The 25507-nt window shown below is 43.4% G+C and carries 19 protein-coding genes; 16 read left to right on the top strand and 3 right to left on the bottom strand.

What is annotated here, in order from left to right; genetic code table 11:
• Nucleotides 1-52: 52 nt before the first annotated feature.
• Nucleotides 53-1579, bottom strand: a complete 1527-nt coding sequence (locus tag BM210_RS06905; RefSeq protein WP_091165959.1) for an extracellular solute-binding protein — start codon at nucleotides 1577-1579, stop codon at nucleotides 53-55.
• A gap of 251 nt (nucleotides 1580-1830) precedes the next feature.
• On the opposite strand from BM210_RS06905, the gene BM210_RS06900 reads away from it, so the two are divergent.
• From BM210_RS06900 to BM210_RS06840, 13 genes are all read left to right on the top strand, one after another.
• Nucleotides 1831-2985: an oligogalacturonate lyase family protein gene (locus BM210_RS06900; protein WP_256223293.1), complete on the top strand. Its 1155-nt coding sequence runs from the start codon at nucleotides 1831-1833 to the stop codon at nucleotides 2983-2985.
• Between the two features lie 98 nt (nucleotides 2986-3083).
• The gene (locus BM210_RS06895; protein ID WP_256223292.1) at nucleotides 3084-5435 is read left to right on the top strand and encodes an AraC family transcriptional regulator; all 2352 of its coding nucleotides are present in this window, start codon (nucleotides 3084-3086) and stop codon (nucleotides 5433-5435) included.
• 49 nt (nucleotides 5436-5484) lie between these two features.
• Entirely contained in the window at nucleotides 5485-6429 is a 945-nt protein-coding gene (locus BM210_RS06890; protein WP_256223330.1) for an ABC transporter permease, read from the top strand.
• A 19-nt stretch (nucleotides 6430-6448) separates the two neighbouring features.
• Entirely contained in the window at nucleotides 6449-7330 is an 882-nt protein-coding gene (locus tag BM210_RS06885; protein WP_091165954.1) for a carbohydrate ABC transporter permease, read from the top strand.
• Nucleotides 7331-7340: 10 nt separating this feature from the next.
• Nucleotides 7341-8612 (top strand): rhamnogalacturonan lyase family protein, encoded by a 1272-nt coding sequence (locus BM210_RS06880; protein ID WP_091165953.1) that lies wholly within the window; start codon nucleotides 7341-7343, stop codon nucleotides 8610-8612.
• A gap of 365 nt (nucleotides 8613-8977) precedes the next feature.
• Nucleotides 8978-9910: an ABC transporter permease gene (locus BM210_RS06875; protein WP_256223329.1), complete on the top strand. Its 933-nt coding sequence runs from the start codon at nucleotides 8978-8980 to the stop codon at nucleotides 9908-9910.
• 28 nt (nucleotides 9911-9938) lie between these two features.
• The gene (locus BM210_RS06870; RefSeq protein WP_091165951.1) at nucleotides 9939-10820 is read left to right on the top strand and encodes a carbohydrate ABC transporter permease; all 882 of its coding nucleotides are present in this window, start codon (nucleotides 9939-9941) and stop codon (nucleotides 10818-10820) included.
• 66 nt (nucleotides 10821-10886) lie between these two features.
• Complete coding sequence (locus tag BM210_RS06865) at nucleotides 10887-12440, top strand: extracellular solute-binding protein (RefSeq protein ID WP_091165950.1); 1554 nt, start codon at nucleotides 10887-10889, stop codon at nucleotides 12438-12440.
• A 34-nt stretch (nucleotides 12441-12474) separates the two neighbouring features.
• Entirely contained in the window at nucleotides 12475-14757 is a 2283-nt protein-coding gene (locus BM210_RS06860) for a helix-turn-helix domain-containing protein (protein ID WP_177237673.1), read from the top strand.
• 40 nt (nucleotides 14758-14797) lie between these two features.
• Complete coding sequence (locus BM210_RS06855; RefSeq protein ID WP_091165946.1) at nucleotides 14798-15931, top strand: hypothetical protein; 1134 nt, start codon at nucleotides 14798-14800, stop codon at nucleotides 15929-15931.
• A gap of 101 nt (nucleotides 15932-16032) precedes the next feature.
• The gene (locus tag BM210_RS06850; protein ID WP_091165943.1) at nucleotides 16033-17316 is read left to right on the top strand and encodes a glycoside hydrolase family 18 protein; all 1284 of its coding nucleotides are present in this window, start codon (nucleotides 16033-16035) and stop codon (nucleotides 17314-17316) included.
• Between the two features lie 237 nt (nucleotides 17317-17553).
• On the top strand, nucleotides 17554-18447 hold the full coding sequence (locus BM210_RS06845) for an NAD(P)-dependent oxidoreductase (protein WP_177237672.1): 894 nt from the start codon (nucleotides 17554-17556) through the stop codon (nucleotides 18445-18447).
• A gap of 42 nt (nucleotides 18448-18489) precedes the next feature.
• Nucleotides 18490-19389, top strand: coding sequence for a helix-turn-helix domain-containing protein (locus BM210_RS06840; RefSeq protein WP_091165939.1), 900 nt, complete (start codon nucleotides 18490-18492; stop codon nucleotides 19387-19389).
• Between the two features lie 80 nt (nucleotides 19390-19469).
• Here the strand turns inward: BM210_RS06840 and BM210_RS06835 are convergent, their stop codons facing one another.
• The gene (locus tag BM210_RS06835) at nucleotides 19470-20273 is read right to left on the bottom strand and encodes a sugar phosphate isomerase/epimerase family protein (RefSeq protein ID WP_091165937.1); all 804 of its coding nucleotides are present in this window, start codon (nucleotides 20271-20273) and stop codon (nucleotides 19470-19472) included.
• Nucleotides 20274-20298: 25 nt separating this feature from the next.
• Complete coding sequence (locus BM210_RS06830) at nucleotides 20299-21144, bottom strand: AraC family transcriptional regulator (protein ID WP_091165933.1); 846 nt, start codon at nucleotides 21142-21144, stop codon at nucleotides 20299-20301.
• A gap of 180 nt (nucleotides 21145-21324) precedes the next feature.
• Between BM210_RS06830 and BM210_RS06825 the strand changes: the two genes are divergently transcribed.
• The 3 genes from BM210_RS06825 (at nucleotide 21325) to BM210_RS06815 (ending at nucleotide 25363) form a co-directional block, all read left to right on the top strand.
• Nucleotides 21325-22206 (top strand): AraC family transcriptional regulator, encoded by an 882-nt coding sequence (locus BM210_RS06825; RefSeq protein WP_143101003.1) that lies wholly within the window; start codon nucleotides 21325-21327, stop codon nucleotides 22204-22206.
• 288 nt (nucleotides 22207-22494) lie between these two features.
• The gene (locus tag BM210_RS06820; protein ID WP_177237671.1) at nucleotides 22495-23652 is read left to right on the top strand and encodes a Gfo/Idh/MocA family protein; all 1158 of its coding nucleotides are present in this window, start codon (nucleotides 22495-22497) and stop codon (nucleotides 23650-23652) included.
• Nucleotides 23653-23689: 37 nt separating this feature from the next.
• Entirely contained in the window at nucleotides 23690-25363 is a 1674-nt protein-coding gene (locus BM210_RS06815; RefSeq protein ID WP_177237670.1) for a type 2 periplasmic-binding domain-containing protein, read from the top strand.
• Nucleotides 25364-25507: the final 144 nt, after the last annotated feature.

Genomic DNA, 25507 nt, shown 5'->3' with positions numbered 1-25507 from the left:
TACCCAATCCAGGGTAACCTCCACCTTTAGGTTTGATTCATTTGTAGAAAAGTTATTTTTTGGCTTTAGCCGCGTATAGATCATTCATTTCCTTTATATAATCGTCTCCGCCGCTCTTCCGCCATAGCTCAATAGCCTGTTTGAAACCATTCTCATCTGTTTTGCCGACGATGAATTTAATTCGAATATCATTGATAATACTATCCAATTGAGGTCCTTTTTGAGCATATACACTGGATATGAACGAGGCCGCAGGGTTACCGATCACTTGCTTGATGTTAGCCTTTTGAACTTCAGCTACTTTTTTACGGGTTGGTGTTTGTACAGGCAGCAAATTGCGGTCTTCCGGAATAAACATTAACATTTGATTTAAGCTGGCGAATTCCGCGGTGATGTTGGCATCGGGAGATCCTATGACGCCTCCGCTTTTGTCCATCGTAAAATGACGATTTTCTATGCCATTATACAATAAAATTTGCATGTCCTTATCATTCAATCTATCCAGAAAGGTTAATACTTTTCTTAAATCACCTTCCGTTTTGACTGAGGTTTTGGAAATAAGCAGCATACCCGCATAGCCATCTGTCGGCAGCACCCTTATTCCGGCGGGGCCTTCAATTGCCCCGAGAGGCTCCATTACACTCACGTTTTTTAATTCTGGACGAACTGTCCAAATTTTTTCCTCGATTCTTTGTGCGGTGTCCGTAACCCCGACAGATACTCCCGCTACACCGTTCCCCATAAATTCCTCGGCTTTGGCCGGATCTGTAATCGGGAAGTCTTGATTAATCAATTGCTCACTGTACAGCTTCTTGAAAAATTGAAGCGCATTCATATATTCAGGCGTCATATGTGCGGGGACTAGCTTACCGCTCGCGTCTTGACCCCATTGATTCGGTACGCCAAACCACGTTTGCATAATATCCAATGCCCCATTATTTTTAGTGAGCAATAGACCGGTAGCATTATTCCCGTCAGGGTCTTTGGTTTTGAACGCTTTGAGCATGTTATAGAAATCGTCGATGGTTTTGGGCGGCTGCAGGCCGACTTTTTCCAGCCAATCCTTCCGATAAGCAATACCGTTGCGGCCGAGCGCTCTGGATCGGTAAATACCGTAAATTTTCCCATCAACCGAGATATTGTCCAAAACGATTGGATTGACTTGGCTTAGGTTCGGATAATCTTTTAAATAAGGACCCACTTCCCAGAAAGCGCCGTTGCGAGCAGCGTTAATGAAGGTTGACGATTTTGTTAACGCTACCATAACCTCCGGCATTTGACCGGATGCCAAGGTGATATTAAATTTGTCCTCGTAAGACGTGGATGGAACCCAAACCGGAGTTACCTCCACATTGGTCGCTTCCGTTAATTTGGTCAGAATCGAATTGTTCTTTTCCGGCAGCTGGGTTGAGTAGCCCGGCAGCATCATAGAGAGCTTTAATGGAGTTTTTGCACTCGTATTGTCAGGCTGCATGGTTTGGGCTGGGGTGGCATCTTTCGTGCTGCACGCAGCTGTGAAGATGCTAACAGTTGTTAGAACAAGCAGAGCGGAGAACATTTTGTTTTTTTGTTTTTTCATACGCTTCCCACCTTTTCAAATATGACTATGATTATTGCTTGCTGCTTACGAACCTTATTATAGAGACTTGGGGCCTTTACGGGCAATCGAACAATTTTGTAGGCAAAGAATAGGTCGAAACTCAGAAATGTGGAAAGATTGCAAAAATGTTCTAAGGTGAATTGCGGACAAACAAAAAAATACAATTGTATGAAAGATCGTAGATGTATATATTGGAGTCAGCACATCAAGCAAATGATGAGGAGGACTACATGATGAACCAAGGAAATAAAGGAGCGATTTGGGCAGCAGAGATGAGGAGATACCAAGATCCCATATCGGGAGTTCCTATTAAACAGCTGACAGATTATGCGAGCCATAGCCATCATTTATACTTTACAGATAATGGTTGGTTTGATGAGGGACAAAGGGTATTGTTTATTTCCGACAGAAATAATGCGACCAATTTATATAGCGTCCATGTTGAGTCCGGAGAGATTATTCAATTGACAGACCTGACTGGACGTCAGGGGTTAAACGTATGTTTAAATCCGAGTGGAACGGAAGCCTATTATCAACGTGCCAACCGGATAACCAAACTGGATTTAATTACATTGGAAGAAACGGTTCTATATGAAGGGCCAAATGGGTTTCATCTGGGACAGCTTAGCTGTACGGCGGATGGGAAACATGTTATTACTGTACTATCGGAAAACTTATCGCATCGGATTCGCATTGATCTCGGGAACGGCTATGTCGGCCACCGGGAGATTATGGAAGCGCAGCCTTTCTCCCAAATTATCCGGGTCTCCACGAAAGACGGGGAAATGAACGTCGTGTTTGAGGAACGGAATTGGGTAGGGCACATTAATACTTCACAGACACAACCCCAGCTTTTGACTTATTGTCATGAAGGTCCTTGGGAGCTGGTGGACCACCGAATTTGGGGATGTGATATGGATACAGGACGAACATGGAAAATTCGGGAGCGCACTGAGCCCTTGGAAAAGGTGGGCCACGAATATTGGATGGAGGACGGACTAACCATTGGGTTCCACGGGTTTCGTGCGGATGGTACCGGATTCATCGGAAAAATCAACAGCGATAATACGGGTCTCGAAGAAGTAGAGTTTAATTTCAGAAACTGGCATGCCCATTCCAACGATTTCTCACAGGTCGTTGTCGATGGCCGGGCGCCGCTTACGCTTATGATTTATTGGAAAAAAGAGGAGAACGGCTTCTCGCAGCCTAAAATTTTATGTGAGCACCGCTGCAGCTTTCATTCACAAGACGTTCATGCTCACCCCAGATTCAGTCCTGATGGTTCCAAGCTGCTTTTTACAAGCGATAAGAATGGTTACGGTAACCTGTATGTATTGGATATCCCAGAGGATGCGAGGGTGCTGCCGAATTTCATGAATCCATAAGTGTTGGAATCATGACGCGACAGCGGAGCGGGGCTTTTTCACTGAACTTCCAGATTGGATGCTACATATACGAGGCCTAAACGGAAGGGAGGATCAGGATGTTAAAGTCCATTCATTCAATCGTTTCCCGGGAATACTTGGGATCATGGGGGAAAAAGAAAGGGAGATTTTATTGGAGAAGTTTGGCTTGGATCTTGGCTGTATCCAGCTTACCTGGGATGATCAGCGGTTTCATCCTATATTGGGTAGGAGATACACGAATCGAACGGGAATTGCACCAGCTTCATGCCAGCCAGATTGAGAAGCGAGCACAAAATGTTGATGATCAATTTGCTTATTTAGAACTGTCGTTGGCACATTGGGCCTTCGATCCCAAGTTTAATGGTGATCTCAAGGATGTTAATTTCAATTCGGCGTACCAGCAGGCCTGGGATATTAGCAAAACGTTGATGGTGATGCAGGGCTCTCATCCACTGGCCAAGAAGGTTGAGCTTTACCTTCAACGTCCTAAGCCTGTTGTGTTTAACCCGGAATATAATTTGCTGTTGAACCAGGAAGCCATTCTTCCTTATGTAAAAAATCTTAGTCCTGTAAAGGAATTTTTCTGGACCAATTGGATCCAGACGCCTATCGAAGAGCCAACTTCAGCCAATGTCGATCTGACTTTGGTTCACAAATTATACGGCGGGAGTCCAGAGCCCTTCGGAGCCCTGATCGTTCATTTGAACCGTGACAAGATCATCAACTTACTACAGACGTTGACTCCTTATGATCAAGGGGAAACCTTTCTGCTGGAGCATAACGGAAATATATTCGTGTCTGCGAACAATTCCCCTGAATCGATGAAGTTTGAGGGTGCATTAAAAGAGAAGGTGCGCAGCCTTCCTGTAGGTCATGGGTCTTTTCTGTATAAATGGGGAAAAGATACGTACGCGGTTTCTTACGGCAATCTATCAAGAATTGGCGAAGCCTGGACTTACGTATCGGCGGTACCTGTCGATGCTATTACGGCACCTGTTATTTTTTTATCCAAATTACTCATGGGTGTCAGCCTGTTATTGTTGATTCTAGTAGGTCTGCTGTCCTGGATTGCGTCCAAACGTATTCATTCCCCCGTAGACCGGTTGGTGCGATTGTTCTCATCAGATACGGCTGCGGGTGATCAGGAAAATGATGAGTTTGGAATTATTGAGACGAACTGGCATCATCTAACGCGGGAAAGTAAGGCATTGCAAAATAAGCTGGAGGAACAGCTTCCTCATATGAAAGAGAGCTTTCTGCTGCAATTATTTCGGGGGTACCTATATTCTTATTCCGAGCAGGAATTGATCGACAGAATGGAGCACTTTGGATGGACGGTGGATCAACATCAGTTCCTCACGGTCTACATTCATTTAACAGGTTTTTCGAATCTTGAGGGCAGATTCTCTCAGGGGGACGAGGGATTGGTTACTTTTGTTGCAGCCAATATCATTCAAGAGTTTTCGTTAAAGCGGTTTGAACAGGCCGATCTGATTAATTTTCATGATATGACCATTGGGATGCTGGTGGTTGCATCGGAAGATCATCCGTATACGCAAAATCTTCGCGAGTTCACGGAGGAAATTACGCAAGCTATCAACCTTATTCTAAAGATGCAGGTCGTGGTGGCGATCAGTCGATCCAGCAGCTCCATTGCGTCCATTCCAGATAGTTTTGAACAAGCAATACAAGCTTTAAGCTACCGTAAATTTGAGAATCAGAACCAAATGATCGATTTAGAGCAACTGGGGGAAACCGAGGTGTCCTATGAGCTTCGCTATCCGTTCCAATTGGAGAGAGAAATTATTCAAAAGATGCGTACAGGCGAGCAGGAGGAAGCGGTAGTTGCGGTCAAGGCATTTTTGAAAGCGCTGCAAGAGAATAATGCTCTGGAAATTGACGTGCAGACTGCGATGCTTACCCTATTGGGAAGTATTCATCATGCAATCATGCTCTCAGGGGTGAATCCGGGCCGTATCTACAAGGATTTAAATATGTTTGATGAATTGTCGCAAATACGAGAGCCAGATCAGATGTCGAAATGGTTTGATCTAAAAGTAATTCAACCTTATATTCGAGAAATGGAAGCGCGTTCAGACTACGAGAACAAAAGAATGGTAGAACGCCTGATGATTTATATGCAGGAGCAATACATGACCGAATTATCGCTTGATCAATGCGCGGAACAATTTGGAACGAATTCATATTATTTAAGCAGAACCTTTAAAAGGGTGGTCGGCAAAAATTTTATCGATTATTTAACCGAGCTGCGTTTGGAAAAAGCCAAGGAGCTGCTCAGCGATACTGAATGGAAAATTAATGAGGTGGCGGAGAGAGTAGGCTACCAGCATAGCTATTTCAACCGGATATTTAAGAAACAAGAAGGTGTAACGCCAACCCATTACCGGGAAATAAGCAAAAACCAATAATTGTGCATTAAGGTCACGAAAGGATGTGTTAGCCATGGAAAGAGCATTAATGGAAGAAACAGTTCGACCACTGCGAAAGGCACGCAATCAAACCAGTCTGCTTACGAGGATGAAGCGGGACAAGTGGCTGTACCTGCTTTTAATGCCCGGCTTGCTGTATTTTCTCGTATTTAAATATTTGCCTATGTGGGGCGTACTGATTGCCTTTAAAAATTATCAGCCATTTCTCGGATTTTTTAAGAGTCAATGGGTAGGTATGGATAATTTCGTCGTTTTTTTACAAAATCCCGATTTTTTCAGACTATTGAAGAATACATCGCTGCTCGCTGTGTATGACCTCGTATTCTTTTTTCCTGCTCCGATTCTTTTGGCTTTGCTGCTGAATGAGGTGCGGATATCGATCTATAAAAGACTGGTTCAAACCTTGATTTACATCCCTCATTTTATTTCGATGGTTATCGTCGTTAGTATCACCTACTTGATGTTATCTCCAGAGAGCGGCCTCGTGAGCGCATTAATCAAACAACTGACGGGACTTAAAATCGATTTTCTGGCAAGCGAGGAATGGTTCCGCCCTCTGATCATCACGCAGACAATTTGGAAGGAATGCGGTTGGGGAACGATCATTTTTCTGGCTGCCTTGGCAGGTGTGGATCTCGACCAGTACGAAGCGGCTACAGTTGACGGCGCAGGCAGGCTGCGCCAATTGTGGCACATTACTTTACCGGCAATTCGAAGCACCGTGATTGTCTTGTTGATTCTACGAATGGGGCATTTCATGGACCGCGGCTTCGAGCAAATTCTTTTAATGAGCAACGCGTTAAATCGAAGTGTCGCTGATGTATTCGATACGTATGTGTATTTTATGGGTATCACGCAAGGTGCATTCAGCTATAGTACGGCTGTCGGGCTTTTCAAATCCGTGGTGGGTGTCATCCTTATCGTAAGCTCTAATTTACTGGCAAAACGCGCGGGACATTCCGGGTTATTTTAGATGAAAAGGGGGGATTTCGATGAAGATTACCAACAGCCTAAGTGGTAAAATGTTTGATACAGCCAATATTTTGTTTCTCGGTTTATTCTCTCTTTGTGCATTTGTTCCTTTTTTATATATTATCGGCGGTTCTTTTGCTACAGATGCCGAATTAATGGCCAGGCCGCTTTTGTTGATACCTAAGACGATTTCATTGGACTCATACCGCTATATTTTTACGACAAACATGCTGTACAGAAGTATTTTTGTTTCCATCTACATTACGGTCATCGGTACAGGAGTCAATCTGTTTTTCACTTTTACTATGGCTTATGCGCTGTCCCGTAATTATCTTGCAGGAAGAAATTTGGTCATGAACTTAGTCATCTTCTCAATGCTGTTCAGCGGCGGGCTGATTCCCTCCTATTTAGTGGTTAAGGAATTAGGGCTGTTGAATACGTACTGGGCCGTCATGCTTCCCGGAGCCATCAGCGCCTTTAACATGATTATCGTAAAAACATTCTTTCAGGAGCTGCCGGTTGAACTGCTGGAATCGGCGCGAATCGACGGATGCAGTGACTTGGGTGTATTGTGGCGCATCGTTCTGCCATTATCTAAGCCGATCATGGCGACATTTGCTTTGTTTTATGCAGTTGGGCATTGGAACGACTTCTTCAGTGCGATGATCTACCTGGACGACAATACCAAATGGCCTCTGCAGGTCGTATTGCGTCAGATCGTACTATTATCACAAGGAACTATAGGCAGCACGGTAGATATGGATCCGAATTTTGTGAAACCTCCTGATCAGTCTATTAAAATGGCGGTCATTATTGTGGGAACCGTGCCGATTATGCTGGTTTATCCTTTTCTACAAAAACATTTTGCCAAGGGTGTATTAATAGGAGCCTTGAAAGGATAGGGGATTATTCATGAATGCAAACGAGTCGTTATCTAATTTAGCAGGTAAAGTGGATATTAGCGCGGCAGGTCCACGTTGTAAAATGCTGCTCGGCGATTTGGACGGAGACGGTCGAATGGAGCTTCTGCTAGTTCAGCCAGGCAATCGCAAGGATGTTCGATATATTCCCCATCAAGTGCAGTGCTTGACAGCTTTTGACCTTCAAGGAAATCTGTTATGGCAAAAAGGAACCCCACATCCGGAGGCAGGCGGACCGGGAGCTGATTATCCGGCGCAAATCTACGATTTGGACGGCGACGGACAGTTGGAGGTTTTATGTGTGATGGACGATAAGTTTCTTATCCTTGACGGTTGCAGCGGTATAGTCAAAAAAACGTATGACCTGCCCTCTCCCGAAGCCCATGATTGCATTATCATTACCAACGTTTCAGGGCGTGAACGACCGAGCGACATCATTTTAAAAGACCGATATTCGCGTTTGTGGGCATTGGATCAAAATTTTAACCTATTATGGACGCATCAGGGGAATCCTGGTCATTTTCCATGGGTATATGATTGGAATAAAGATGGCTACGACGAGGTGATGGCAGGGTACGATATGTTGGATCATAACGGAAACCTCCTCTGGTCCTGTCATGATTTGGAGGATCATGCGGACTGCATATTCACCGGAGATGTGAATGGTGACGGCAAGCCGGAGCTGGTGATCGGAGGCAGCGTAACGGTGATGTACAATCGGTATGGGAAAGAGCTGTGGCGCTATAACGGATCGATCGAATCGCAGCATGTGGCACTGGGGAAATTTCGCGAGGACCTGCCTGGACTACAGGTAGCGGGTTTGGATCGTATTATTCGTGGTAATCCAGCTAAGCAGATTGAAGGCAAGGACGGCATGTTTCTTTTGGATGCGGGAGGTCAAGAGATTTGGAAGGAAGAACGTACAACTAGTGGATGGCTGACGATCATCGAGACACTGCATAATTGGGATGAGGGTCCGTTGGATTATATATTAGCTTATCGCAGAGGCGGCGGGGTATTTCCAACTTTATACGACGGTTATATGAATGCGGTAGTTACGTTTCCGGTTGATGGGTATGTCACCCATGCGGATTTGCTTGGTGGAGACCAGGAGCAGGTCATCATTTATGATAATGATGCGGCCTCGATCTTCTCTAACCAGATGATCGATCTGTCCGCATCAGCATCAGGCAAGGCACTGGCACAAAGCAAAAGGTTGTATAGTTCCACGCTTTATCCAGGCGGGGAAATAGAATGTTATTAAAACCATATTCTCAAGTGTCTAGGAGCGGTATGTTCCTTTGAATCGCAGGTATCGAAGTCTTTCATAAGATTAAAAAGGGCAGGTCGAATGCAATCATTCGTCTGTCCTTTTTGATATTGCAACAAGGAGCTCGTAGGAAATAGATTGTTAAAGGAATAAGGATACCTTACCCTATAATGATCATTTATTCCCCTGCATTGATTATTCCTGACAAAAAAAGAATAGGCAGCGAGTAAGTCAGTTGGCATAGAGGTAACTCTTAGATGATTATTTATAGTTATTTGGACATCACCTATGATGAATTCAGCAACAAACAAGAAGGGGTGGGAAATTTGAAAGGGAACGATGCTGTGCAGCAAAGAGCAATGAGACCCAATGTGAACGCAGCGAAATTTTGGCCTTCCAAACAGATGATCTACCGGGATCGATGGTTGTACTTCATGCTTCTTCCAGGCGCGCTGTATTTTGTTACTATGAAATATTTCCCCATGTGGGGGTTGCTGATTGCGTTTAAAAATTATCAGCCATTCCTGGGGATTATGCAAAGTGAGTGGGTTGGATTTCAGCATTTTACACGTTTCTTTCATGAGACGTCCTTTTGGCTCCTGTTTCGCAATACGTTGATCTTAGCCATGTACAATCTTGTATTTTTTTTCCCGATGCCGATCATTATTGCTTTAATGTTGAATGAGCTTCGCAAGGAAGTGTTTAAGCGTTTTGTGCAAACGCTGATCTATATCCCTCATTTCTTTTCGTGGGTGGTGGTGGTCGGTATGGCCTACATTTTGTTTACAACAGAAGGGGGGATCGTGAACAATTTCATCATCAGCTTGGGCGGGAAGGAAATTAATTTCCTGATGAACGAGGATTTGTTTCGAAGTATGATTACCTCTCAGGTGATTTGGAAAGAGACAGGATGGGGAACGATTATTTTCCTGGCCGCTCTGGCGGGCGTTGATCCTCAGCTTTATGAAGCTGCACGCATCGACGGAGCAGGGCGTTGGAGACAACTATGGCATATTACATTGCCCGCGATTCGCAGTACGATTATCATTTTATTGATTTTAAGGTTGGGCAACTTCCTGGATAACGGATTCGAGCAAATTTTCCTTATGTTGAATGCCATGAACCGCAACATTGGCGAAGTGTTTGATACGTATGTATATACCTCAGGGATTCTCCAGGGACAATTCAGCTATTCAACGGCTGTCGGTTTATTTAAGTCTGTGATCGGCCTCATTCTTGTCATGGCCGCCAACTATGCAGCCAAGCTGTCCGGCGAAGAAGGCATATACTGACAAGACATCATATGAGGAGGCGATTTGTATGGTACAGGATAAAAGCTTGGGCAGCCGTGTGTTTGACGGTATCAATTATACGCTGCTCACCGTATTTTCGTTAATAACGGTCCTGCCGTTTATTTATATCGTAGCTGGCTCGATTACGACATCAGAAGAACTAACCAGGAGAGGGGTGGTCTTATTTCCTACTGTATTCTCATGGGAAGCATACCGCTATATTTTCTCAACCGGTACGCTGGTTCACAGTCTCTTATTCACTGTCTATTTAACCATTCTGGGTACACTTATGAACCTGTTCTTCACTTCACTTATGGCTTATCCACTCGCCAAGCAGACACTATTTGGCAGACGCGCTTTCATGCTGATGATTGTATTTACGATATTGTTTAACGGCGGATTAATTCCAACGTTTTTGGTCGTGAAGCAATTCTATATGCTGGATACGATTTGGGCCCTTATCATACCCGGACTCATTAGCGCGTTCAATCTAATCATTCTCAAAAACTTTTTTCAGCAGCTGCCGGAGGGTTTGGAGGAGTCTGCCAAAATTGACGGCTGCAGCGATGTTGGCATTTTTTTTCGGATCGTTCTGCCGCTGTCCACTCCTGCGCTGGCAACATTTTCGTTATTTTACGCGGTCGGTCACTGGAACAGCTACTTTCAGGCGCTCATTTATATGAACGACTCCAGTAAATGGCCGATACAAGTTCTGCTTCGTCAAATCGTCATTATGGCTCAGGGGGGAATCGGCGATGCTGCCAATATAGATCCTAACTTTGTTCTTCCCCCTGTGCAAACGATCAAAATGGCTGTGATTGTCGTTGCCACGGTTCCGATTCTAATCGTCTATCCGTTTCTGCAAAAGCATTTTGCCAAAGGGGTTTTATTGGGTTCGGTTAAAGGTTGATTGTCTTTGCTGAAAATTGACTTTTTGATATAGTAAAATGATGATAATCATTGGGAGGTTAATCGAATGAAATTAGGGGCAAACACCACAAGTAAGTTATGGAAACGCTCTATCGCTTCAGGATGTATAGCCGTAATGGGTGTAGGCTTGCTTGCAGGCTGCAGTGCCGGAACTCCTCAATCTGCAGCTCCAACGGATCAGAAGTCGAATCCAACAGCAGCTGCTAAAGGTCCACTAGATCTAAGTGTACTTACCGTATATTTCGGAGCTGAGCCTCCAAAGCCAGATAATGAGTTGATTGTCGAATATCAGAGGTTGATGAATGTTAAGTTCAACACAATATGGGTGCCATCGGCCGCGTACAATGACAAGTTAAATACGACGATTGCTGCCAATAATATGCCTAAAGCATTGCTGGCTCTTGATATGAAGGCGCCTATTATTGTAAATTCAGTGCATTCGGGAGCCTTTTGGGAGATCGGTCCATTGCTGAAAGATTATCCGAATTTGAATAAAGCGAATCCAATTGCACTGAGTAACAGCTCGATTGATGGCAAAACGTACGGCTTATACCGCAGCCGGCCTTTGACAAGGGGAGGAATCGTCTTCCGCAAAGATTGGCTGGATAATCTCGGGTTGCAAGTTCCCAAATCCCTTGACGAATTGTACAATACCCTTAAAGCATTTACGCAGGGCGATCCGGATAAGAACGGTAAGAACGATACCATCGGTTTGTTTCTCAATTCAGACTTAAGCTTTCTCACTATGTCCTCTTGGCATGGGGCGCCCAACAAGTGGGAGGTGAAGGATAATAAGCTTTCACCTGACTTTTTAACGAAGGAATACTTCGAGACTATGAAATTTTATAAAAAATTATTTGATGAAAAGCTGATCAATCAGGATTTCGGGGTAGCGAATAACAATCAGATGTTCGAAAATATAAACAAAGGTAAAGCAGGCATGTATATCGGCAACATTGGCGATTCCCAGAATAAGCATGCGGATCTTTATAAATTAACGCCTAGTGCTGTGCTCGATATTCAAAATCGTATTAGCGGTCCTAAAGGGGAGCGTATAAATTCGGACCCCGGGTACTATGGAGCCTATATGTTTCCTAAGAGCACCGTAAAAACGGAGGCCGAATTGAAACAAATACTCGCCGCTTTCGATAAATTGGCTTCTCAGGAAGGAACGGACCTTGCTTTCTACGGAATTAAAGGCAAGCATTGGGACTTGGAAAATGGCAAGGCCAAACGGCTCATTGATTCAACGGCATGGAACAACTTGAAAGCTGACGTATTTGCTTACGATATTTCTTATATCAAAGAAACGGATCCTGTGATGACAGATAAGGATTCCCCACTTAGCATTAAGTACTTGCAGTTGGTGGATGAGGGCAGTAAGATCGTAGTAGCCAATCCTGCAGAAGCCTTGATATCCGAAACAAACTCGCAAAAGGGACAAAGTCTGGACAAAATAATATCGGATGCACGAACCAAATTTATTATGGGACAGCTCGATGAGAGCGGTTGGATGAAAGCGATTGAACAGTGGCGCAATGAAGGCGGCAATAAAGTCATCGAAGAGATGAGTGCGGCTTACGATAAAACAAAAAAATGATATCCTGTCATCTATGAGAAGGGAGAATATGCTCATGGCGATCAAAGCACCAACCTCATATTGGAAGCGGCTATTGCTGTACAGCATCCTTCTGGGAACCATTCCTGTGATTGTCCTGGGCATATCCTCCTACTGGAAGTCCTCTACTGCGATTCAAAAGAAAGTGAATGAAAGCAGTATGCAAGTTTTGAAGCAAAGCCAGCTAAAAGTCGAATATATTTTGATATCGGTTGATCGGGCAATGAGCACCTTTATCACATCCAATCATGTTTTTGAATCATTAAGTCAGCCAAGAGAAGGATTTCGCATCGATTTGTTTCAAGCCCTTCAACAAAGCATGAATCAATTGCAGCAGCCGGATCTGGGTGTTCAAGATATCCAGTTAATGAATTTTAATCAAAATTGGCTGATCAAAAACAATGGATTATATGAGTTAAATGAAATGATGAATTCCGATTTACTTTCAACCTACAAGAGAATGGTGCCTGGTTCCGAGTGGCTGAAACAAAAAAACGATCCCTTACAAACGGCTTATGATGTCAGTCTAGTTAAGAAGCTGCCTATTAATTTAACTCCTGCAATCGGAATGATGGTTGTTCGCATTCCTGCCTACGAATTCAGCCGTCTTATCTCGGGCGGAACCGATCTTGGAAACGTAATGATATTAGATACGGATTATACGATACTGGCACATCAAGATGCTCAGATGTTGGGCAAAAAGCTTTCCGATCTTGTGGATATCAGTCCTATTGAACAGGCAGGAGATATACTTGAAGGTACGTTTACCTTAACTAACAATCAGAATAAACATATGATCATTCTGCGTAAATCGACATACAATGGATGGCTTTATGTATCGGACATAGCGATCAATGAGATTACTAAGGATTCTAATGATATCGGATGGTTTACCTTGATAGCTACACTGGTGATCAGCTTTACAACGTTCTTATTGTCGTTGCAAGGCTCCCAGACGATGTATTCTCCGATACGAAGGCTATACCAGTCCGTTGCATCTCATACAGACCCCCGTCACGGCACTCGTGATGAGTTCGAAGAAATGATCGACCGCTTCGGCAAATTAACGAATAGTCAAACACAAATGAAGAATGAATTAAAGGGGCAGCTTCCACAATTGCAGGAACTGTTTGTTTTTAAATTGCTGCAGGGAGATATGAATGCCGCTTCGCTGGAGCAAAAACTTTCGTGGTTAGGGTACCCTCGGTGGGAGCGGTTCGCCGTATTATCTCTGCAAACGGATTCAATTGAAGATACACGCTTTCGTGAATCAGATTTGGATTTGTTGATGTTTGCCATTAATAATATCGTAACCGAGCTAGTGCCACAAGAATATGGTTTGAAACCTATACTTTACAACTCATCTCAAGTGACAATAATTGGTATCGATGCTTCCAATGAAGAAAAAATGAAAAAAGTGTTGGTCGAGCTGGCGGAGGAAATCCAACATCATATCCTTCAGTATCTTTCACTGAAAGTCAGTATTGGGATCAGTCGAACTTATGATTCCTTCCAGAATATCCCGAAGGCACTAGAGGAAGCGGAGGAGGCTTTAAAGTACCGCATCACTTTTGGGGAAGCGTCTATTCTATTTATTGAGCAGGTGCAGCCAAGTCGATTGAACCAAGTACGCTTTCCAGAAGAAACGGTGAAAAAATTGATGGATGCTGTTAAGTTATCAGATGCTTCGCTTGTCAAGGAATATTTCCATCAGCTGATGACGGAATTAATGAACGAAAAACTGTCACACCGTGAAGTCCAGATGTTCATGGTACGACTTATTATCGATTTTATGAAGGAAGTAGATGAATCCTCGGAGTTGTATGAAACTTTATATATAGCTCAGAGGACCTTATTTGAAGATACCTTCGTGTTAAAGACGTCACATGAAGTAGCATCCTGGGCACGTAATACCATCGTAATGCCAACGATGCATTTTATTGAAGAACGAACCAGATTTCATTATAAAAAAATATCAAATCAAATGCTGTTGTTGATTCATCATGACTTTGATAAGGATATTTCGCTGGAATCGTGCGCGGATCGTCTGAACTATCACCCCGATTATATTAAGAAAGTATTCCGTAAAGAGACCGGGAGCAATTTCAGTGACTATTTATTTCAATATCGGATGGGAATCGCCAAAACCTGGCTAAGAGATACCGAATGGAAAATTAGTGAGATTGCAGAGAAGCTTAGATATACCAATGCTCAGAACTTTATCCGCTCTTTTCGAAAATTTGAAGAAATGACACCTGGTCAATACCGGGAAGAGAGTAAAAAGATCCCTCAACGATAATTACAGACTAAAGTAAAAAACGATAAGGATGGTGCTCGATTTGAGTAATTCGTTTTGTAAACCGGAGCAGTCGAAGCTTTTTGTTCCTTGGGTCGACCCGGAGTCGGGTGTAACCAGCTACATTCTTAATGAACGCAGTGCACCATTCCAGCAAGCGTTCTATTTTACTAATAACAATGTAACGTCAGATGGCCGTTATGTTTGGTTTTATGCAGCGTATCCTCCCTCACCCGGCCAGTGTATGGGGATCGTGGATATGTCCACACAGGAAGTTCGAATTTACCCGGAGACACGTTTTATATCAGAAGCCCCTTGGATCGATCCGGTTACGGGCGAGGTATATTGGGCTGTGGATTCAAACATTTATAGGAGAGGTCCTGAAGCGGAAGATAAACCGCAATTGCTAGGCTTTTTTCCAAAATCTATATTTGGCAGCAGCATCCGCAGAATTACGACACATCTCACACGCTCTGCTGATGGCAAATACCTCAACCTCGATTTGATTGCGGGGGACACTTGGCATTTATGCGCCATGGAGATCGCAACTGGCAAATTGGATATATGGAAATCTTTTCCTATTTGCTTCAAACATGCCCAATTCAGTCCTGTCGATCCTGCTGTTATGATGCTCTGTCAAGATCATTGGGACGATATTAAAACGGGCGAACATTTCGATTATGTGAACCGGATATGGCTTATCCGCAAAGGTGAGAAAGCACAGCCGTTATTTGCGGATGACTCAGGCAAAAATATGCACAGACACAGCCATGAATGGTGGGCTAAGGACGGCAAAGGCATTTGGTTTGTGGACTATGATCATGGTACGGAATACTACAATCTGGCAACCGGGGAACATACAAATATTTGGCCGAATGGTACGTGCCACTCACACGCATCTACAGATGACAAATATCTTGTCGGAGATATCGGCACCTATCAATGGGACCAGAGACCAGTCCTTGTATCTTTCTTCAATACGGTAACAAAGAAGGAGGTCGCTATAGCCAGCAGCATGCCTGCACCGCCTGAGGTGACCAAACGTGCGTTCTTTCATGCCCACCCGCACCCACAATTTATATTAGATGACGAATATATTGCCTATACGACCACCGTCAGGGGCGGCCTCGATTTTGCTTTGGTACCGGTAGCTGAACTTATAGAGAGAACTTCATAAGGCTGTGTTCAGATCATGGACCAAATATTTTTTTTATAAACGAACAATTATTGGATGAAGTTGAATATACGTTTAATAAGGAAGGTTTAAGGGGGGACGTCATGCAGATCCAGGTGGTGAGGCCAGGCCAGACGCTCTATCAGCTTTCAGAGGCTTATGGTGTGAGTATTCAAAGCATTGCGGCTGCAAATGAGCTTTCACCGGCTAAATCGTTGGTGGTGGGACAGGCATTAGTGATCCCGATTCAAGGTCAATATTATTGGGTAGAGAGTGGCGATAGCCTGTATACCATTGCTCATAAATTCAGGGTATCCCCGCAGGAGCTGGCATCGGTAAATGGATTAACTTTAAACCAGCCACTAAACGTCGGCCTGAGGTTATATATTCCACCAAGGCCGCGCAAGAATATCGAGGTCAATGCTTACATCGAGCCCCGCGGTGAAACCGTTGCACCCCCACTGATCCATGCAGCCCAGGAAGCAGCGCCTCATCTCACCTACCTTGCACCCTTTAGCTTTCGCATCCAACGCGATGGCACTTTGAAAGCTCCTCCTCTGGGTGGTCTCCAGACGGTAGCTGGAAATAACAACGTGACCCTTATGATGGTTGTAACCAATTTGGAACAACAATTCAGTGCAGAGCTTGGAGCCGCCTTGTTAAATGACGAGCAGCTGCAGGATACCTTAATGAAAGAGATTATCCAGACGGCCAAGCGACTTGATTTCAAAGATATTCATTTTGATATGGAGCATTTGCGACCCCAGGATAGAGAGGCCTATAATCGTTTCTTGCGTAAAGCAGCGGACATCATTCATCAACAGGGGTTCTTGATGTCGACGGCACTTGTGCCCAAAACCAGCGCAGCGCAAACTGGCGCATGGTACACGGCCCATGATTACAAGGCGCATGGAGAAATTGCCGACTTTGTTATCATTATGACCTACGAATGGGGATACAGCGGTGGTCCAGCCATGGCCGTATCCCCGATCGGTCCAGTACGGCAAGTATTGGAATATGCGCTAACGGAAATACCTGCTTCCAAGATCATGATGGGACAAAACCTCTACGGATATGACTGGACCTTGCCTTTTGTGGCCGGTGGAGCATATGCAAGGGCTTTAAGTCCGCAGGAAGCTATCGATTTGGCTCGTGAGCGGCAAGCTGCCATTCAGTACGATTATGCTGCGCAGGCTCCGCATTTCACATATTGGGACGATAATGGTAAAACCCACATCGTATGGTTTGAGGATGCAAGATCCATTCAAGCCAAATTTGATTTATTAAAAGAATTAAACCTTCGAGGCATCAGCTATTGGAAGCTCGGATTAAGCTTTCCTCAGAACTGGCTGCTCATTGAGGATAACTTTAATGTTATTAAAAAATAACGGTACCCACGTCTGATCTGCTTCAATTCGCTGAAGTTATGAATATTACCTAAAAGTTGGCCTGCCTTATTGGCAGGCTTATTAATGTTGAATTTATCTATATTGGATAACTAATTCTCATGATTTGGCTCCATTCCTTCAGAGTCGTATAGCCACTCCGTAATTATGTTTTTGCGATGCGGTAAGTTTGCGTTATAATAAATGGGTAATCATACTAGCATTCAGGGAGGCAATCAAGTGGACATAGCATTTGTAGGTTTGGGAACGATGGGGCGGCACATGGCAGTAAATTTATTAAAGGCCGGATATAAATTAAGCGTTTACAATAGAGATCGGCGAAAAACAGAAGGTCTCGGTCCATCTGTCCGCGTTGTCGACTCCCCAGGTGAAGCGGCCCTAGGAGCGGACATCGTGATCACGATGATCTCAGATGACCGTGCAGTAAAAGAAGTTTATTTGGGTGAAGGCGGGATTGTTCCGGCGCTCCAGCAGCAGCCTGGTGCTCGGACCTTTATCGATTGCAGCACGATTTCTCCAGAAACCAGCTTACAGTTGGCTGCCCACTTATCAGAAATTGGCGCACAGATGCTGGATGCACCGGTTACGGGCAGCGAGCCTCAAGCTAAAGAAGCGCAGTTGACATTTATCGTTGGAGGGGATAAACAGCTATTCGAGAGCTGTCTGCCTCTATTCACAGCTATGGGGAAAAAAGCGGTCCATATGGGAGCACAGGGGACAGGCTCGCAAACCAAACTTGCCAATAACGCACTTGTTGCCATTACACTGGCAGGACTTTCTGAAAGTATATCGCTCGTTCGCCAAGCTGGCATTGATCCGTCTTTGTTTCTTGAGGTTGTAGCGGGTGGTGGAGCACGTAGTGGCATGGCTGAGATGAAAGGACCCAAAATACTTAGCGGCGACTTCTCACCGCAATTTATGACAAGATTGATGCTGAAGGATTTGAAGCTCGCCCGCGGATTGGCGGAATCGTTTGATCTTCCAGTTCCTGCTTTATCAGCTGTCAAGGAACTCTTTCAAATGGCTTGCAATGACGGATATGGCGATGAAGATATGAGTGCAATTGTCAAATGCTATGAAGACTGGGGCAAAAGCGGGAGCAAGCAAGTGTAGTGATATCAGATAAGTTTTCTGGATAGGTGGAAAAAACCGACTATGTATTATTGGAAAGCAGCGATCGAAAAGCCGATAGAATTCATATCTGCCGGACATTTCACTGCCGGTTATCCGTGGATTCACGGAAAGCGTTCCATGAACAGTTTTGAAATCATTCTGGGACTGCGCGATACCGCTTATATTCAGCAGGAAGATGACAAGTTTGAGGTAACCCCAGGCAGTGTCTTGCTGCTTTTGCCAGAGCAGACCCACTGGGGTTATGCATATTCGGACCCGCAGGTTTCTTTTTACTGGCTTCATTTTCAATGTTCCGAACAGAACATGGAGTTCATGGATGAGAAGCAAGCGGAGGCAGAACTTGCACGTTACAAGCATAATCCTTATCTGGATGGAGCCATGCCATTCGTGCTGCTGCCGGCATTTTTTAAACCCCATGAGGTGGATAAAGCAGGCATTTTGTTCCGTCAGCTGCTGCACATTGTGGAATCTCGCTATTACACCCGGCAGGGAGCCGACTACATGCTGACTTCTTTATTAATTGAGCTGTCACAGCAGTCGATGGCTGCTTATGCGAGCCCTCAAGGGGAAATGACGTCGAAGCATCAACGGATGATGAATGTGCTGGAGTGGATTCGGATTCATGCAGTCGAACCCATATCGGTTGATGATGCCGCACGCGAGTTCAATTACAATCCGGATTACTTGTCTCGTTTGTTTAAAAAGGAAATGGGCATGAACATGCAGGAATATATTCAAAAGGTTAAGGTTGACCGTGCGAAGGACGAGCTGGGTCGGACTGATCTTACCATTAAAGAAATTGCTCAGCGGTTAGGATTTGATGATGAGAAATATTTTATGAAAGTATTTCGCAAGCATCAGCAGATGACGCCCACGGAGTTTCGTCGCGCTTTTTACCGGACACATTTGAATAACAAGTAGTGCTGGATAGATGTTTCAATTATGGATGAAAAAAGTCCGGTTCTCCCAACAGGGAAGCAACCGGACTTTGGCGTTGTATGCTAGACAAGCTTTTTGATATAAGAGATATAAGCAGGCAGTGAAACCTCGGGTTCCTCCAAATAGGGGGCCCATTTTTTCTCGTATTCCAGCGACAACCAGCCGTCGTAGCCATTCTCCTTAAGAATGCTGACAATTCTCGGGACAGGCACATCACCGTCTCCGATTAGACAAAGCTTTTTACCGTCAACGCTTTTAATCGCGTCCTTAACATGGGTATGCTTGATAAAAGGAGCAAGCTCGCTATATGTAATTTCAGGCTCTTCTCCATGCAAATAAGGATGCTCAAAGTCCCATAGGACTCCAACACTGCTGCTGTCCGTTCGCTCCATAATTTCTTTGATGATGCGATGATTGTTAATATCTCCGTGAGTTTCCAATAGGACGGTAACGCCGGTTCCTTCAGCATGACGTCCCAGTTCAGTCAGCCCGGCAGAAATTTGTTGTATAATTTCCGCTTCAGAAGACGCTTCCGGAATGATATCTCCAAATACCCGGATGTACGGTGATTGGAGCTTTATAGCAAGATCGATACAATCCTTGCCTTCTTGAATGGCAGCCCGGTATTTCTCCTCATTGTGAAAGGAGCAGGAAGTATCCAGACAGCAAATTTCCAATCCCTTTTGTTTCAAATCCAACTGAGTCTGCTCTATATGTTCAGGCAAAAACGGACGCGCCCGGGAAAGGTACATCTCGCCCTCCACGCCTCTTAATTCAATACCGTCGTAGCCAAGCTGTGAGGCTGCATTCAGAGTTTCCTCCCAGCTCCAATTCGGGCTTGCCAGTGTTTGAAATGCTATTTTCATCGGTTGTTCTCCTCATATATCAAATTTATAGAACATTACTTTGCATGTTACCCTTGTATTTTCCAGGAGAAATACCAACGGTTCGTTTAAACATTTTCAAGAAATTGGAGTAATCATTAAATCCACATCTTTCACACGTATCGGTAACGTTATAGCCTTCAGTAAGAATTTCTTTTGCTTTGGATATTCGTTTAAACAAAATATATTCATGAATGTTGCTGCCGATATTTTTTTTGAAAATTCTTCCCATATAAAATCGATCCACATAAAACTTTTTGGAGAGAGAGTCAAGGGTAAGATCTTTGTCCAAATTCATATCGATATAGTCCAGCAATGAAATTAATAATTCAGGCATTGTAGAAACGCTGTCGGAGCGATTAACATCCATAAATACAATATTAATCAAGACCAGTATTTCAACGAGATAATTCAGCTTTAAAATTTCATAGCCAGCATCGTTCTTAAGATTCTCCATTTGATGAAATAGCCGCAGTATTTCTTTAGTTTGACTCGGTCTAAGAGAAATCTTGTTTTGTTGACCCTTCGGTTTGTTGAGAAAGCAGTTCAGAAGATCAAGCCGTGGCGAATTGAAAGCTCGGACGATGTGCGGTGCAAATTGTAGCGTTATTCTTTCATATAATCTATCATTTCGAAAAGCCGGTTTATGGATTTCCTGATTATTGGTAATCATGATATCGCCGTACTTTAAAGGGTACATACTTTTTTCAACGAAGTAATTCACATCACCTGAGATTAAAAAGTAAATTTCAAACTCTTCATGCAAATGAAAGTTAACATTATATGGGTTAGGATTTAAGAGTTTATGCTCATAACGAATGCATTCATCGATATTTCCATAGGCTAAGTTCATCCATATGACCTCACTTTATCTTACACAAATGTTTTAGGCCGAAATTAACAATTATCTTTGCTAGACGGATTCTACCGTTGAGATGAGATATCGCCTCCTTGATTCGTGGTTGCGGTACGTATGACTTTCATGATAAGAATAGAGTATTATATAAGAAATGCAATTTCATTGTAATTTTTGATGAAAATATGGACTAAATTGATGATTCATGGAGGGATTGTACTGCCTATTACTTATTTAGACCAAATCGATCATTATATCAAATTTTTACATGTGCAGCGGAAAAGCCACAGTGTCGATTTTCATCTGCATCAAGGCTGTGAAATTTATTTTCTCCTTCAAGGGGATGTCAAATATTTTGTGGAAAAAACCGTGTATCCACTGCAATTCGGCGATTTGATAATTACGAATCAACACGAAATTCATAAACCGTCTTTTTCGTCAGATGTGATGTATGAGCGAATTACCATTGAATTTGATCCCCAAATTGCTGCCCAATATCAAACGGAGGATTTTAATCCTTTATCCTGCTTTTATGACAGACCCATAGGTAAAAAAAATAAGCTCTCTCTAACCAGCAATGATTCAGCAGCTTTACTCAGTTTATTTATGAAATATGATGCTTTAAAAAACCATCCTTCCTTAGGAAACGCCGTTATGAAAATGAGTTGTTTTATGGAAATCATGGTGCATATCAACCGTCTATTTCAAGAGCAGAAGATTACAGATCAAGGGCTTGATTTGCATCATAAACTGTCTCCCGTTCTGGACTATATTGAAATGCATTTGGGCGAGGATCTTAGTCTAGACCAATTGGAAAAACAGTTTTTTATAAACAAATATTACTTGATCAAGCTTTTTAAAAAGTATACCGGAAACACCATTCATGAATACATCATCTATAAACGTATTTCCTTGGCCAAAAAATTACTTGCAGAGGGCAGCAGTGTGACTGAGGCTTGTATGGTCAGCGGATTCAACGATTACACTAGTTTTTTACGGATGTTCAAGAAAAAAGTAGGGATATTACCACGGGATTATCAAAAAAATGTTCTGGGATAACCCGCTTGCTGTGGAATCCACAATGAAGCTAACCAATAAAATGCAGTCAGTCTCTTAAGGAGATGGCTGCATTTTTTTATGAGGTCTCAAAGTGCACAAAAAACAATATTTTAATCACAAAAAACTATGATATATGTTTCATAATATTTTAGAATAGCAGTGTAAGGAGGTTTATCCTTAAGCTCCCTTATCTGTAAAGGATGCCTTAATTTTTTGTATGCGCTTTCGTTTTTCTTCAGGTCACTATACATGGAGGGTTAATGTATGAGTACAAGGGGTAAGGTGAAATTGGGTTTAATTGGTGTAGGTGGAATGGGCAGCAGTCATCTTAAGTACCTGAGTCAGATGGAGAATGTCGAAGTTACCGCCATTTGTGATGTTGTAAAGGAAAAGGCAGACAAAGCTGCAGCTTTATATCATTCACAAGCTTATTACAATCATACAGAGCTTTTTGAAAAATCTGGTATTGAGGCGGTATTAATAGCAGTTCCTCATTACGATCATACACCGATATCAATTGCTGCGTTTAATAAAGGAATCCATGTTCTATGTGAAAAACCTATTGCTGTTCATGTCAATGATGCCAAGAAAACCATTGCTGCTTATGAGTTAGCAAAGGAACTTCAACCGAATCTTATGTTTGGTATCATGTTTCAAGAAAGGACATACCCCTTACACCGAAAAATAAAAGATATCCTTGATGGAGGCGAGCTGGGGAAATTAATAAGGGCGACATGGATAAATACAAAATGGTTCAGATCCCAGCTTTACTTCGATAGTGGCGAATGGCGTGCAACCTGGGCTGGAGAAGGAGGTGGGATTCTGACAAACCAATGCCCGCATAATCTTGATCTCTACCAGTGGTTATTTGGAATGCCGGCGCGCATCAATGGTTTTGCTCATATTGGCAAATATCATGATATCGAAGTCGAGGATGAAGTGACGGCTTACTTTGAGCATGAGAATGGAATGGTTGGACATTTTATAGTAACCACCGCAGAAACTCCTGGATCAAACCGTATGGAGATTGTGGGAGAGTACGGAAAATTAATCTTTGAGGATGAAAAAATTGTTTTTTATAGAACTCGCGAGTCCATGCTTCGTTTTATCAAAGAATCTCAAAGCAGGATGGGGAATGTTGAAAATTGGTACACCGAAATTCCTGTCCATGTGAATGCGTCTTCAGGGCATAAAGTGGTTACAGACAAATTTATTGAAGCCATATTGAATGGCGGAGGGGAGCTTGTCGCACATGGACCTGAGGGTATTAACGGACTGACGATTGCCAATGCGATACTACTTTCTTCGTTTAACGACCAAACCATCAAGCTTCCTATAGATGCAGACGAATATGAGAAGAAGCTTGAAGAACTGATTAGAAGCTCTAAATATGAAAAGACGGTTAATAAAGATGCGGCTATGGATATCAGCTATTCCAAGGGTTAGGTTAGGGCATTTCAAAAATGTATGGGGGGATTTATCAATGAATCGTAAACTCGGTAAGACGTCAGCTTATGTCATGTCTTTTGCATTACTCACAAGCCTGTTAGCAGGCTGTACTTCGAGTGCAACGCAGCCAACGAATTCGCCGTCAAAAAACGAGGAAGCTATATCGTCAATCCCACTTCCTATTGTAAGTAAACCTATTACTTTAAAAATGTTTGTCTCCATGGATCCCAAGGTAGCGGCAACAATGAAAAATTATAATGAAATCGCACAGTTCAAAGAATTGGAAAAAAGAACCGGCATACATATCGATTTTATTCATCCTGCATCTATGGACGCGGCGGCAATCAAAGAACAGTTCAATCTGATGATAGCGTCAGGCGACTTGCCTGATCTGATTTATTATAACTGGATCAATGATTTTAACGGTGGTCCTAATAAGGCTATCAAGGATGGCATCATCCTGCCGCTCAATGATTTGGTAGATAAATATTCACCCAATCTCAAGAAATTTATGAGTTCCGACCCCAAAGCGAATAAACAACTTCGTACAGACGACGGCACGCTCTATGTATTCCCTGAGGCACAGTCGCCGGATCAGTTCGCCAAGGTAAACCCGAACCCCAATCCTGCGTTCCAGACCTTTGGCTGGCAAATACGTCAGGATTGGCTGGAAAAGCTGAAATTAAAGTCGCCTGAAACGATTGATGACTGGTATGAGGTGTTAACCGCTTTTAAAACGAAAAATCCTAGCGGCAGCGGCAAAAATGACGAGATTCCTCTGGCGCCTAAAGGAGCAGGGGATTTACAGAACTGGGTAAGGGCTTGGGGGATCAATTACGGTTTTTATCACGATGGGGATACCGTTAAATTTGGACCTTATACTCCTGAATATAAGGAAGCGCTTACGACGTTAGCCAAGTGGTATAAAGAAGGGTTGATTGACCCTGATTTTGGATTAACAGACGCCAAACAATTCGATACCAAGGTAACGGGTAACCGTGCAGGAGCCTGGACGGGGGCTACATCGGGAACCTTTGGCAGATTTGTTCAATTGATGAAAGCCAAGGACCCTTCTGTAAAATTATTGGGAACGGTTCCGCCATACGTCAAAGGGACCAAATCCTACAATTTTAATGCAGATGAAATCAAGGTTGCTAATGGCATTGGGGTAGCTATATCCGCCAAAAGTAAGTATGCCAAGGAAGCAGCGATGTGGTTGGACTACGGCTATAGTCCTGAAGGAGCATTGCTCAATACGTTTGGTATCGAAGGCGAAAGCTATAAGATGGTGAATGGCTCTCCTCAATTGCTCCCTGAGATCACCAATAATCCAAAGGGTTTGTCTATTGATGAAGCATTATCCAAATATTCTAGAGGTTCTGGCGGCTTAGCGTATGTCATGACACCTGAGATCTGGCACCAACGCATGTCGTTACCTGAACAACAGCAAATTATCGGCTTATGGAAAGCAGGTTCGTACGATAGAATCATGCCTCCCGTAACACCAACCGTTGAGGAATCGACCAAAATGGCATCCGTAATGTCTGCGGTCAATACTTATAAGGATGAACAATTCCTTAAGATGGTTATGGGTCAGACCCCTATTAGTGAGTTTGATAACTATATAAAGACTTTGAAGGGCATGGGAGTCGAAGACGCCATCAAAATTCAGCAGGCTGCATATGAAAGATATGTGGCAAGAAAATAAGCTTTACCTTTGACCCATTTTAATTAGCAATGTCCAGGGGTGTCGGCATTTGCCGGCCCCTCCTTGCATGTGATAACAAAGGCAGCCTTGAATTCCTCTTTGAAGCTCTTATATCTGTTGAAGGACTGTTACCAATGGGAGGGA

Source organism: Paenibacillus sp. 1_12 (genome assembly GCF_900114475.1).
Taxonomy (GTDB): Bacteria; Bacillota; Bacilli; order Paenibacillales; family NBRC-103111; genus Paenibacillus_S.
This window is presented reverse-complemented; position numbering and strand designations above follow the sequence as displayed.